Here is a 13386-nt window from a genome sequence, read left to right on the forward strand (position 1 = left end):
ACTCTCCAATGCACTTCCGTCACATCCTCAATGCGCTGGGCCGCCACCGTATCGCCGTGGCGCTGCTGGTGCTGGAGATCGCGTTCTCCTGCGCGGTGGTCTGCAACGCGCTGTTCCTCATCGGCAACCGGCTGGAGCGCATGCAGCGGCCCACCGGCGTGGACGAGGCGCACGTGGTCGAGATGTTCATCGGCAGCGTCACGCCCGGTTCGGCCGAGGCCGTGATGGCGCAGACGCGCACCGACATCGCCGCACTGCGCGCGATCCCCGGCGTAGCGAACGTGGCCGTCGTCAACCAGACGCTGTTCGGCAACTCGTTCAGCGCCAGCGGCGTGGGCCTGAGCGACGATGCGAAGGCGCCGCGCATCTCGGTCACGCAGTACATGGGCGACGCGAACCTGGCCGACACGCTGGGCCTGAAACTCGCGGAGGGCCAGTGGTTCAAGCCCGACGAGTTCATCACTGAAGAACAGCTCGAGGCCGGCCGCTCCGGTCTGCCCGTGATCATCACCAAGGCTCTGGCGGAGCATCTTTTCCCGGGCGAGTCGGCGGTCGGCAGGACGATCTACGCGTTCGGCGCCAACCGCGTGGTGGGCGTGCTGGACCGCCTCGTGCAGCCGCGCGACTCCGGTCCCACGGAGAGTTACGGCTACGCCATGCTGTTCCCGGTGACGCTGCCGTACACCGAAGGCGCCTACGTGATCCGGGTCAAGGATGCGATGCGGCGCGATGCGGTGATCCAGGACGTGCTGCGCACGCTGAAGGCCAGCGGCCCATTGCGGCTGATCTCGCCGAAGTACGCGTTCACCCTGGAATCGCAGCGCGCGAAGTACTACCGCAACGACCGCGCCATGGCCTGGATGCTGGTGGGCGTGTGCGTGCTGCTGCTGGTGGTCACCGCGGTGGGCATCGTCGGCCTCACCAGTTTCTGGGTGGCGCAGCGGCGCCGGCAGATCGGCATACGCCGGGCCATCGGCGCCACGCGCGGCGACATCCTGCGCTACTTCCAGACCGAGAACTTCCTGATCGCCTCGCTGGGCATCGCGCTCGGCATGGTGCTGACCTACGGTCTCAATCTGCTGCTGATGGCGCATTACGAACTGGCCCGGTTGCCCGGCTACTACCTGCCGGTGGGCGCGCTGGTGCTGTGGGTGCTGGGCCAGCTCGCCGTGCTGGGGCCTGCGCTGCGCGCGGCCCGGGTGCCGCCGGTGGTGGCGACACGGAGCGCGTGACGGTTGCACCGGCCCGTTTCCGGGCATGGGTACGGGTACGGATTTCATCAACACAAGGGTGGACATGTTCGGTTATTACCTGGATCTCGCATGGCGCAGCCTCAGGCACCACCAGGTGCTTGCGGCGCTGATGGTGCTGGCGATCGCGCTGGGCATCGGCGCCTCAGTGACCATGCTGGCGGTGCTGCACAACCTCTCGGGCAATCCGCTGCCGGGGCGCAGCGGCGTGCTGTTCCATCCGCAGGTGGACCCGCGTCCGGCGAAGTTGTCCGGCGCCGACGTGGAGCCGCCGGACGACCTCACCTACATCGACGCGGTGAACCTGTACCAGTTGGGCATTGCGCCGCGCCGCGCTGTGATGAGCTCCAACTGGCTGCCCGTGCGGGCCGATGCGCCGGACAGCCCGCTGGCGATGTACACCGACCGCGCCACCACCGCCGACTTCTTCGCGATGTTCGGCGTGCCCTTCCTGTACGGCGCCGCGTGGTCCGCGCAGGACGATGCCAGCCATGCGCAGGTGGTGGTGCTGTCGCGGGCGATGAACCAGAAACTGTTCGGCGGCGGGAACAGCGTGGGCAGGACCCTGGTGATCGCCACCAAGACCTTCCGCGTGGCGGGCGTGATCGACGACTGGAACCCGCAACCGCGCTTCTACGACGTCAACGGCGGCGCGTTCGGCAAGCCCGAGCAGATGTACCTGCCGTTCTTCGCCTGGCTGGACCTGCCGCAGGACTACGGCTACGGCCCGATGAACTGCTGGGGCAACGATCCGAACGCCGGCACGCATGATCCCAGGGTGCAGCAGTGCACCTGGGCGCAGTTCTGGGTGCAGCTGGACACGCCCGCGCAGGCGGCGGACTACCGCGCCGCGCTCGTGCAGTACAGCGCGCAGCAGCACCAGCTTGGCCGCTTCCAGCGCGATCCGGACGTGCGCCTGCGCGGCCTGCTCGACTGGCTGGACTACAAGCGCGTGATCCCGGTGACGGTGCGCATGCAGACCTGGATCGCGTTCGGCGTGCTGCTGATCTGCCTGGTCAACACGGTCGGCCTGATGGTGGCGAAGTTCCTGCGCAAGTCCGGCGAGATCGGCGTGCGCCGCGCGCTGGGCGCCTCGCGCCGCGACGTGTTCGCGCAATGCCTGATCGAGGCCGGCGTGGTCGGCCTGGCCGGCGGCCTGCTCGGCCTGCCGCTGGCGTGGCTGGGCCTGTGGATGGTGCGGCAGCAGCCGGTGAGCTTCGCCGCTTCCGCGCATTTCGATCCGTCCATGCTGGGCGTGGCGCTGCTGCTGGCGGTGCTGTCGTCCCTGCTCGCGGGCGTGTGGCCGGCCTGGCGCGCATCGCGCGTGGCGCCCGCCCTGCAGGTGAAGTCGCTATGAGAATCCATCTGCAAGTACGGCCCATCCTCGCCGCGCTGCACAGCCACAAGGCCGCCGTGGTCCTGCTGGTGCTGGAGATCGCGCTGACCATGGCGGTGCTCGGCAACCTGGTGTTCATCGTCTACGGCAACATCCAGCGCGCGCACGTGCCTACCGGCGTGGCGGAAAGCGGGATCGGGCTGATCCAGAGCATAGGCGTGATCGGGCAGGACAATCCCGGGACGGCGGCCGGAAACATCGCCGTACTGCGCGCCGTTCCCGGCGTGGCGGATGCGGCTTACGGCGGTCCGCCGCTCTGGTTCGTGCAGAGCAATCCGGTCTTTGTCGATCCTTCGCGCAAGCAGGCACTGGCGAAGGTGTACGAATTCCAGGGCAGCCAGGGGTTGGTGAGTACCTTGGGCCTGCGCGTCATCCAGGGGAGGGCGCCCGCGCGCGACGAGTTGCCGGTGGCGGAAAACGCCACCAAGGACACCGAGGTTCCGGTACTGGCGACCCAGGCGCTGGCATCCCGTTTGTTCGCCGACGGCCACGCGCTGGGCAAGGTGATCTACGACGGCGGTTCCAATCCGATGCGCATCGTCGGCATCGTGGACCACCTGCGCGGCGGCATCACCGGACGCGCCGACGACGACTACGCGCTGGTCGCCGAATTCCTTCTCGGGAACCAGAATGTCGGCGGCGGTTTCATGATACGCGCCGGCGATCCCGCGCACCTGCCCGAGGTGCTGGCCGCCGCTGCCGCCGCCCTGCAGAAGGCCAACCCCGGCCACGTGCAGAGCAAGCTGTACACCATGGCCGAGCTGCGCGAGAACTATTTCCGCAGCGACCTCGCCGCCGGCCGCATGCTGGTGGCGATCATGCTGATCCTGCTGGTGGTCACCGCGCTGGGCGTGAGCGGGCTGGCCAGCTTCTGGGTGCAGCAGCGGCGTCGCCAGATCGGCATGCGCCGCGCGCTGGGCGCCACACGCGGCGACATCCTGCATTACTTCCAGGTCGAGAATTTCCTCATCGTCAGTGCCGGCGTGCTGCTGGGCGCGCTGTTCGCGTATGCGCTGAACCTGTTCCTGATGCATCGCTTCGAGCTGGCCCACCTGCCGGCGCATTACCTGCTGGTCGGCGCACTGGCGCTGTGGGTGCTTGGCCAGCTCGCCGTGCTGGGCCCCGCGCTGCGGGCGGCGGCGGTGCCGCCGGTGGTGGCGACGCGCAGCGTGTGAGTTTCCTTCCGCCGGAACGGCGGGAGTGCGGGTGCGGGGCGGGTTTCGCAATGAGGACGATCGCATGTTCGGCTACTACCTCGATCTGGCGCTGCACGGCCTGAAGCGCAACCGGGCGCTCACCGCACTGATGGTGCTGGCGATTGCGCTGGGCATCGGCGCGTCCATGACCACGCTCACCGTGTTGCACGTGCTGGCGGGCGATCCGTTGCCGGGGCGCAGCGGATCGCTCTACTACCCGCAGATCGACCCGCGCGACAGCCTGGGTTACGTGCCGGGCAAGACGGAGCCGCTGGACCAGCTGAGCTGGATCGACGGCATGAACCTGCTGCAGGCGAGGCGGGCGGACCGCCAGGCGCTGATGACCGGCGGCAACGTGGCTATCCAGCCGGACCACAGCACGCTCGACCCGTTCTACGAGAGTGCGCGCTACACCACGGTCGATTTCTTCGCCATGTTCGGCGTGCCGTTCAAGTACGGGCATGCATGGGGCGAGGCGGACGACGCGGCGCATGCGCGCGTGGCGGTGATCAGCAGCCAGCTCAACGACAAGCTGTTCGGAGGCGGGGACAGCACGGGCAAGCCGCTGCGGCTGTCCGGTGCGATGTTTCGCGTCGTCGGAGTGATCGGCGACTGGAACCCGAATCCGCACTTCTACGACTTGAATCGCAAGAGCTACAACGAGAATGAAGGCGTTTACCTGCCGCTGTCCACGTCGCAGGATCTTGGCATGACCCACGACGGCGGCGTCGATTGCTGGGGCAATGGCGGCGGCGGAAATACGCCCGACCACAACTCGCCGTGCGTGTGGCTGCAGTTCTGGGTGCAGTTGGACAGTCCGGCCAAGGTCGCGGCGTACGAGGCTTTCCTCGTCGGCTACTCCAGGCAGCAGAAGGAGCTGGGGCGCTTCGGTCGGCCGCCGAACATCAAGCTGCGCGACGTCATGCAATGGCTGGATTACAACCAGGTCGTGCCGGACGACGTACGCCTGCAGAACGGCCTTGCCTTCGGCTTCCTGCTGGTGTGCCTGGTCAACACGGTGGGCCTGATGCTGGCGAAGTTCCTGCGCCGTTCCGGTGAGCTGGGCGTGCGCCGTGCGCTTGGCGCATCGAAGCGCTCGTTGTTCGCGCAATTGCTCATCGAGGCCGGCGTGGTGGGCCTGGTCGGCGGCATCGGTGGCCTGCTGCTGGCGCTGGTCGGCTTGTGGCTGGTGCGGCGGCAGCCGGCCAGCTATGCCGCATTGGCGCATCTCGACCCCACGATGCTGCTGGCCACGTTCCTGCTGGCGCTGGGCGCGAGCCTGCTGGCCGGCCTGCTGCCGGCCTGGCGCGCGTGCCAGATCGCGCCGGCGCTCCAGCTCAAGAGCAATTGAAGGAGGGCGCCATCATGGAACTGCGACCGATTCTTTCCACGCTGCGCCGGCACAAGTTCACCGCGTGGCTGCTGGTGCTGGAGATCGCGCTCACCTGCGCCATCGTGTGCAATGCCGTGTTCCTGATCAGCCAGCGGCTTCACCGCATGGACCTGCCCAGCGGCATCGCCGAGCGCGAACTGGTGCAGATCCAGCTGGGCCACATCGGCAAGAACCCCGATGCGAAGGCGCAGACCGAAACGGACCTGGCCGCGCTGCGGCAGATCGCCGGCGTGAAACAGGCGGGGCTGACGGAGGAGCTCCCGTTCAGCTTCGGCGGTTCGTCGAACAGCGGCCTGATGCTGGAACCGCGACAGCAGCAGCCCACCGTCACCGTGTCGCAGTACATGGGGCAGAACATCCTGCCCACGCTCGGGTTGCGGCTGGTGGCCGGGCGGGACTTCCAGCCGGGTGAATACGTCGACCTGGACATCGCCCTCGCGGCCCTGAAAACCGGCGACACCAAAGGCCTGCCGCAATCCATGATCGTGACGCGGGCGCTGGCCGATCGGCTGTGGCCGGGCAAGGCCCCGCTGGGCCAGACGGCGTACGTGGGGAAAGGCATACCGCTGCGCGTCATCGGCGTGGTGGAGTCCCTGGCGCGGCCCAACATGCTGAACAAGGGGCCGCAATACACCGTGGTGTGGCCGATCCACATGACTTCGGCCGACGGCGCGGACTACGTGCTGCGCACGGCACCGCAGGACCGCGCAGCGGTGCTGGAAGCCGCCGTGGCGAAGCTGAAGCAGATCGACCCCAACCGGGTGGTGCTGGTGAAGCGCACCTACGACCAGGCGCGCCGCGAGTTCTTCGCCAACGACCGCGCGATGGCCGGCATCCTGGTCGGCGTGATCGTGGCGCTGCTCACGGTGACCGCGCTGGGCATCGTGGGCCTGGCCAGCTTCTGGGTGGGCCAGCGCCGCCGCAGCATCGGCGTGCGCCGTGCGCTGGGCGCCACGCGCGGCGACATCCTGCGCTACTTCCAGACCGAGAACTTCCTGCTCGCCACGCTCGGCATCGTGCTGGGCATGGTGCTCGCCTACGGCATCAACCTGTTCCTGATGCTGCATTACGAATTGCCGCGGTTGCCGGGCATCTACCTGCCGGTGGGTGCGCTGGTGCTGTGGGCGATCGGCCAACTCGCCGTGCTGGGCCCCGCGCTGCGGGCCGCGGCGGTGCCGCCGGTGGTGGCGACGCGCAGCGTGTGAGGCTCGGTCCGCTGTCCGCGGGACGGAATTCTTCAAGGAGAAACGGGATGTTCGGCTACTACCTCGACCTGGCATGGCGCAGCCTGAAGCGCTCGCCGATCCTCACCGGCCTGATGGTGCTGGCGATCGGCCTTGGCATCGGCGCGTCGATGACCATGCTCACGGTGCTGCACGTGATGACGGACGATCCGCTGCCGGGGCGCAGCGCGCAGTTGTACACGCCGCATCTCGATCCGTTGCCGCTGGATCACAAGCGTCGCGGCGACGGGCCCGATGCCAGCGACAACCTCACCTGGCCCGATGCCATGGCCTTGCTGAAGGCGCATCGCGCCACGCGACAGGCGGCGATGGCGGGCGGCTCCATGCTGGTACGCCCGGCGCGCGCCGACGTGCGACCGTTCGACGTGGATGGCCGCTACACCACGGCGGATTTCTTCCCGATGTTCGGCGTGCCGTTCCTGCGGGGCAGTGCCTGGGGCGCGGCGGACGATGCGGTCGGCGCGCGGGTGGTGGTGCTGGCCGAGAGCCTGTCGCGCAAGCTGTTCGGCGCGGACGATGCGGTGGGACGCATGGTGCGGCTTGGCGAGCACGACTACCGCGTGGTCGGCGTGACGCGGGACTGGCAGCCGTCGCCGCTGTTCTATGCCGACGCCTCGGCCAAGCGCTACAGCGATGGCGACCGGTTCTTCCTGCCGCTGTCGACCGCGGTCGACCAGAAGCTGGACGTCAACGGCAACTTCAGCAGTTGGGAAAAGAATGACGCCGACTCGCGCATGGTCAGCCCGACCACCAGCTGGCTGCAGTTCTGGGTGCAGTTGGACACCCCGCCGCAGGTGGCGGCCTATCGCCAGTACCTGGTCGATTATTCCGCGCAGCAGAAGGCGCTGGGCCGTTTCCAGCGCCCGCCAGCGAACGCGAAGCTGTACGGGCTGATGGGCTGGTTGGCGCACGAGGACCTGGTGCCGAACGACGTGCGCCTGCAACTGTGGCTGGCGCTGGGCTTCCTGTTCGTGTGCATGCTGAACATCGTGGCCCTGCTGCTGGCGAAGTTCTTGCGTCGCAGCGGCGAGATCAGCGTGCGCCGCGCGCTGGGCGCCAGGCGGCGCGACATCTTCGTGCAGCTGGGCATCGAGTCCGCGCTGATCGGCGTGGCCGGCGGCGCGCTGGGCCTGGCCATCGCCCAGCTCGGCCTGTGGAGCATCCGCCAGCGCCCCGACGACTACGCCAGGATCGCGCAAATGGACGTCCAGATGTTGTTCGGGACGCTGGCGCTGGCCATCGCCGCCAGCGTGCTTGCCGGCCTGCTGCCGGCGTGGCGCGCCTGCCGTGTGGCGCCCGCGCTGCAGTTGAAAACCATGTAGGAACGCGGCCTGCACGCGATGGAGCCCGCGTCGCCGGTTACGGTTACGGAGAAGACACGATCATGCAAACAAGACCGATTCTTTCCACTTTGCGCCACCACAAGCTGACCGCCGGCCTGCTGATGCTGCAGGTGGCCTTCACCCTCGCCATCGTGTGCAACGTGATGCACATGATCGTCGGTCGCATCGAGCGGATCGGCGTGCCGACCGGCATTGCCGAGAACGAGCTTGCGACGATTCCCAGCACGGCCATCGACAAGGCGGCAAACCATCGCGCGCAGCTCGCCGCCGATCTCGCCACGTTGCGCGCCGTCCCCGGCGTGCGTGCGGCGGCGGCGGTCAGCTATTCGCTGCCGCTCAACCGCAACGAAGATACCCAAGGCATCTGCCCAAGCAAGGAGGCGCTGGATCGCGCGATCCAGCGCAATTCGATCGACGGCAGCGGCTGCATGGAACCCAGCATCTACGACGGCACCCTTGGCCTGGTCGATACCCTGGGCCTGCATCTGGTCGAAGGCCGCGATTTCCAGCAGGGAGACTACGTGGCCGACGGCAAACCGGTCGTGGCGATCGTCACCCGCGCGCTGGCGCAACACCTGTACCCCGGAAAGCCGGCGCTGGGGCAGAGCATGTACGACGGCGACCGGTTCATTCGCGTGGTCGGCATCGTCGATTCGCTGCTGCGCCCGGAGCTGCGCACGCCTGGCGTCGACAACGACAGCATGATCCTGCCGCAGGCGCCGGACGGCGCCAGCGCGCGCTATGTGTTGCGCAGCGCGCCGCAGGATCGCCAGCGCGTGCTTGCGGCGGCGACCGCCGCACTGTGGAAGGTCAACCCGAACCGCATCATCAACCCCGCGCGGGTGCAAACCTACAGCCAGATCCGCGCCGCCTACTTCCAGCGCGACACCACCATGATCGGCCTGCTCATCGCCTCCGCGCTGGGCCTGTTGTTCGTCACCGCGCTTGGCATCGCCGGGCTGGCCAACTTCTGGGTGCAGCAGCGTACGCGCAGCATCGGCATCCGCCGAGCCATCGGCGCCACGCACCACGACATCCTGCGCTACTTTCAGGACGAGAACTTCCTGATCGTCACGGCAGGCGTGGTGCCGGGCGTGCTGCTGGCCATCGGCCTGAACCTGCTGCTGATGACGCGCTACGAGTTGCCGCGCCTGCCGCTGTGGTACCTGCCGATCGGCGCGCTGGTGCTGTGGGTGCTCGGCCAGCTTTCGGTGCTGTCGCCCGCGCTGCGCGCCGCGGCCGTGCCGCCGGTGGTGGCGACGCGCAGCGTGTGATGCGCAGAAATTTTCGTGTACGTAGGCCAGTGGTCATGGCAACCTTTTCGACCGGAGCCGCATCCATGCGGACATGTGCAGGAAAACGATGCGTACCGTACTGATCATCGACGACAACCCGGCCGTGGGCGAGGCGCTGTCGCTGCTGCTCTCGCTGCACGACATCCGGCCGCTGGTGGCCCTGAACCAGGCCGAGGGACTGGCTGCGCTGGAGCGCGGGCGCGTGGACGCGGTGATCCAGGACATGAACTTCACCGCCGACACCACCTCGGGCGAGGAAGGCGTGGAGCTGTTCCGCGCGATCCGCGAACAGCATCCCGACCTGCCGGTGATCCTGCTTACCGCGTGGACGCATCTCGAGACCGCGGTGGAACTGGTGAAGGCCGGCGCCGCCGACTATCTCGCCAAGCCCTGGGACGACCACAAGCTGCTGACCACCGTGGAAAACCTGCTCGAACTCTCCGAATCCACGCGCGAAGTAAGCCGCGCACGGCGCGAGCGCCGCCGTCGTCGCGAAGTGTTGCAGAACACCTACGATCTGGACGGCCTGGTATTCGCCTCCGAGGCGATGGCGCGTACGCTGGAACTGGCCTGCCAGGTGGCGCGCGCCGAGGTGCCCATCCTGATCACCGGGCCGAACGGCGCCGGCAAGGAACGCATCGCGGCGATCGTGCACGCGAACTCGCTGGTGAAGAAGGGGCCGTTCGTCGCGGTGAACTGCGGTGCGCTGCCGGGCGAGCTGATCGAGGCCGAGCTGTTCGGCGCCGACGCCGGCGCCTATACCGGCGCGAACAAGGCGCGCGAGGGGCGCTTCGAGCTGGCCGACGGCGGCACGCTGTTCCTGGACGAGATCGGCAACCTGCCGCTGCCGGGCCAGATGAAGCTGCTGCGCGTGCTGGAAACCGGCCAGTTCGAGCGGCTGGGCTCCGGGCGCACGCGGCAGGCCAAGGTGCGCGTGCTTTCCGCCACCAACGCCGATCTGAAGGCGATGATACGCGCGGGCACCTTCCGCGAGGATCTCTACTACCGCCTCAACGTGATCGAGGTGAACCTGCCGCCGCTGTCCGAACGTGTGGACGACGTGCTGCCGCTGGCCGAGCACTTCCTCGCCGGCCGCGCCGTGCTGGGCGACGTGGCGCGCGAGGCGCTGCTGGCCTACCCGTGGCCGGGCAACGTGCGCGAGCTGAAGAATGCGATCGAGCGCGCCGCGCTGCTGGCCGGCGGCAAGCCGATCACGCCGGAACTCCTGAACCTGCCGCAGGTGGCCCCGGCCGCCGCGCGCAATCTCGACGAGCCCAGCCGCGAGGCGGTGGAGGGCGCACTGCACCAGGCCGAGGGCGTGGTGAGCCGCGCGGCGCAGTACCTGGGGCTGTCGCGCCAGGCGTTGTACCGGCGGATGGAGCGCTACGGACTGACTGCATAGTTGCGGTATAACTGCGGTCGGTCGTGGGCGGGATTTTCGCGGGCCGCCAGAGGAGCGGACATGAATCATCGGATGTTGCCGGCGTGGTTCCTCTCGCTGTTTTGCGCGGGCGTTTGCGCCCAGTCCGCGGTGGCGCCGGCCGGGCAGCCTCCGCGGCTGCCGGGAGACACGGCGTACGCGACGCCGCCCAGGGTGCAGTTCCGGTTCGGCGATGGGAACCGGGCGGACACGCGTTGGGCGCGGCAGATGGGGCAGGGCGCGGTGCGCATGCTGGCGCAGGAGCACCGGATGGCCAACCATGCGCTGGTGCGTTACGCGCGGCCCGGCGTGGAGTGCATGGTCTCGGCCATGAAGCCCGAGTGCCCATAGGCGCGGGGCGCCGAGGCTGCAGGCAGCAAGTTCCGAAATCATTTCGACGCCCGATGGGCCGTCCTGGGACCGACATGCGAACACGAATCCTGGTTTCCCTTCCGCTTTGCCTGCTGGCCTTCGCGGCCGTGGCGCAGACGCCGCCCGCGTCCGACCAGTGGACGCGCCCCGCACCGGCCGGCAGCGTCACCTTCGCGAAGGACCATGTGCCGCGCAGCGACGATGCGACGGCGAAGCCCTCGCCGTTCAAGTTCAAGAGCGAGCGCAAGGCCTGGCGGGACGAACCGCCGCCGCCGCGGGCCAACGACAAGAGCGCGGTGATGGGTACCGATCGTCCGTGGCAGAACGGCCAGCCGCCGGTGAGCTGCGCGCAGACCCCGCACGATCCCGCGTGCCGCTGAGCCGCCGCCGATGTGGCGCCGCCTGAATTCGCTGCAGGGTCGGCTCACGCTGCTGCTCGCGGTGGCCGCGGTGGCCGGCGTGCTGGTCTACGTGGGCCTGACCCAGTGGCCGCTGCCGCAGCTGATCGAGTGGTTGCACAAGGATCTGTCGATGCCGATCCGCGCGCCGGCGCAGTTCGGCATCTACGGCGCCCTCGCGCTGAGCGCGCTGGTGCTGCTGCCGCTGGCATGGTGGCTGGCGCACCTGGTGATGGCGCCGGTGAGCCGCCTGCTGCGCGCGCTGGAAGGCGCGGTGGCGAGCTACCGCGACGGCGATTTCAGCTTCTCCATCGCCGCCAACCGGCGCGACGAGCTGGGTGAGCTGATCCGCATGCACAACGCGCTGGGCCAGACCCTGCGCGAGCAGCGCCAGCACCTGGTGCAGCGCGAGTTGTTGCTGGAAACCGTGGTGCAGAACACGCCGGTGGCCCTGGTGCTCACCGACGGCAGCGGCCGCGTGGCCTATTCCAACATCGCCTCGCGCCACCTGTTCAACGAGGGCAGGAGCCTCAACGGGCAGGACTTCGCCAAAATGCTTGCCGCGGCGCCCGAGGCGCTGTCCCGCGCGGTGGAGAGCGGCGAGGATGCCTTGCTCAGCGTGGAGATGGACGGCAGCGAGGAAACCTTCCACCTGTCGCAACGCGCGTTCCGCCTGCAGGGCCGCCCGCATCGCCTGCACCTGTTCCGGCGCATGACGCGCGAGCTGTCGCGGCAGGAAGTGGCGACCTGGAAGCGGGTGATCCGCGTGATCAGCCACGAACTCAACAACTCGCTGGCGCCGATTTCCTCGCTGGCGCATTCCGGCGCCGAGCTGGCGCGCCGCGGCAACCTGGATCGGCTGCCCGGCGTGTTCGCCACCATCAGCGAGCGCGCCAGGCACCTGCATGGTTTCATAGCCGGCTACGCCAGCTTCGCCAAGCTGCCGGCGCCGCAGCCGCATACGGTGGAATGGGAGCCGTTCCTCGCCTCGCTGGCGCTGCATTGCCATTACCGGCTTGCCGCGCCGGCGCCCACGCATCCCGCCCGCTTCGATCCGGTGCAGATCGAGCAGGTGCTGATCAACCTGATCAAGAACGCCCACGAATCCGGCAGCCCGGAAGACGAGGTCAGCCTGGCCCTGCTGGAGGTCGGCAACGAACTGCGCATCGAAGTGGCCGACCGCGGCCCCGGCATGAGCGAAACCGTGCTGGCGCAGGCGCTGCTGCCGTTCTATTCCACCAAGCGCTCCGGCACCGGCCTCGGCCTCGCGCTCGCGCGCGAGATCGCGGAGGCGCATGGCGGGCGGGTGCTGCTGGCCAATCGCGAGGGCGGTGGTTTGCGGGTGAGTTTGCGGTTGCCGCAGGTGGGGGACGCCAGACGTCCTCTTTGATCCTCCCGAGGTGCGCCTTGCTCCCTCTTCCCTTCGGGGAGAGGGTTGGGGTGAGGGGTCGCGCTTGCCGTGTAGCCCGCATTCATGCCGGCCATCCTGCGGACTTTCCTCCACCCGCCCGCCGCGCCATAGGGGCCCCGATAGAGCAGCGCGCTCCCGGCGCGCAGAAGCAACAGCAGGGCACAGCCAGAGCCAGGGCCAAAGCCAAAGCCAAAGCCAAAGCCAAAGCCAAAGCCAAAGCCAAAGCCAAGGATGGCCTGATCAATCGACTGCCTGCTCGTCATTCCTGCGGCTTTCAACGGCCGAAGGGCCGGTCAAGCAGGAGGCGCTTCACAACAGCGAAGCTGGTCATCCAGCGCCTTGGCGTTCCGCGGCGTACAGGCACTGGATGACTCGCCGCACTCGCCCTTTCGGGGTCGCCCTGCAGGCGTTCTGCGCGCTTTGCGCTTGTCCAGCCTTCGCCGTGATGACGAGCAAAATCAAAAGCGATGCGCCGCGAACTCGCGGAGCTTCGCTTTTGCCGTTGCTTTTGATGTAGCCGTTGCTTCTGGCGCGCACGATGCGCGCCTGCTCTTCGGGGGCCCCTCGGCGGTGGTGAGTCGTGGACGATCAGGCCGCGCAGCGGGCGAGGCCATGGATGGCCTCGCCTTTTCGCGCGGGCAGGATGCCCGCTCGAAAAGCCCGGCCGC

The 13386-nt window shown here is 68.4% G+C and carries 12 protein-coding genes; all 12 read left to right on the forward strand.

The genetic code is table 11. The features are described from left to right. Positions 1 to 8: 8 nt before the first annotated feature. Positions 9 to 1232: an FtsX-like permease family protein gene (locus tag PCA_RS03755; protein WP_181301090.1), complete on the forward strand. Its 1224-nt coding sequence runs from the start codon at positions 9 to 11 to the stop codon at positions 1230 to 1232. A gap of 64 nt (positions 1233 to 1296) precedes the next feature. Beyond that, a complete protein-coding gene (locus PCA_RS03760; protein WP_181301157.1) occupies positions 1297 to 2607 on the forward strand; it encodes an ABC transporter permease in 1311 nt (436 codons plus the stop codon). Then, on the forward strand, positions 2604 to 3821 hold the full coding sequence (locus tag PCA_RS03765) for an FtsX-like permease family protein (protein WP_181301092.1): 1218 nt from the start codon (positions 2604 to 2606) through the stop codon (positions 3819 to 3821). The genes PCA_RS03760 and PCA_RS03765 overlap by 4 nt, the downstream gene beginning before the upstream one ends. Positions 3822 to 3885: 64 nt before the next feature. Then, positions 3886 to 5193 (forward strand): ABC transporter permease, encoded by a 1308-nt coding sequence (locus PCA_RS03770; RefSeq protein ID WP_181301094.1) that lies wholly within the window; start codon positions 3886 to 3888, stop codon positions 5191 to 5193. A 14-nt stretch (positions 5194 to 5207) separates the two neighbouring features. Beyond that, entirely contained in the window at positions 5208 to 6440 is a 1233-nt protein-coding gene (locus PCA_RS03775) for an FtsX-like permease family protein (protein WP_181301096.1), read from the forward strand. Positions 6441 to 6487: 47 nt separating this feature from the next. Continuing rightward, a complete protein-coding gene (locus PCA_RS03780) occupies positions 6488 to 7801 on the forward strand; it encodes an ABC transporter permease (protein WP_181301098.1) in 1314 nt (437 codons plus the stop codon). A 62-nt stretch (positions 7802 to 7863) separates the two neighbouring features. Continuing rightward, a complete protein-coding gene (locus tag PCA_RS03785; protein WP_181301100.1) occupies positions 7864 to 9096 on the forward strand; it encodes an FtsX-like permease family protein in 1233 nt (410 codons plus the stop codon). An 88-nt stretch (positions 9097 to 9184) separates the two neighbouring features. Next, on the forward strand, positions 9185 to 10519 hold the full coding sequence (locus PCA_RS03790; protein ID WP_181301102.1) for a sigma-54 dependent transcriptional regulator: 1335 nt from the start codon (positions 9185 to 9187) through the stop codon (positions 10517 to 10519). Between the two features lie 60 nt (positions 10520 to 10579). Continuing rightward, positions 10580 to 10888 (forward strand): hypothetical protein, encoded by a 309-nt coding sequence (locus PCA_RS03795; RefSeq protein ID WP_181301104.1) that lies wholly within the window; start codon positions 10580 to 10582, stop codon positions 10886 to 10888. Positions 10889 to 10962: 74 nt separating this feature from the next. Further along, on the forward strand, positions 10963 to 11289 hold the full coding sequence (locus PCA_RS03800) for a hypothetical protein (protein ID WP_181301106.1): 327 nt from the start codon (positions 10963 to 10965) through the stop codon (positions 11287 to 11289). Between the two features lie 10 nt (positions 11290 to 11299). Beyond that, entirely contained in the window at positions 11300 to 12697 is a 1398-nt protein-coding gene (locus tag PCA_RS03805) for an ATP-binding protein (protein WP_181301108.1), read from the forward strand. Between the two features lie 447 nt (positions 12698 to 13144). After that, on the forward strand, positions 13145 to 13386 hold a 242-nt coding region (locus tag PCA_RS17345; protein ID WP_219918493.1), incomplete at its 3' end, for a hypothetical protein.

The organism is Rhodanobacter sp. PCA2 (assembly GCF_013620825.1).
In the GTDB taxonomy this organism is placed as follows: Bacteria; Pseudomonadota; Gammaproteobacteria; order Xanthomonadales; family Rhodanobacteraceae; genus Rhodanobacter_A.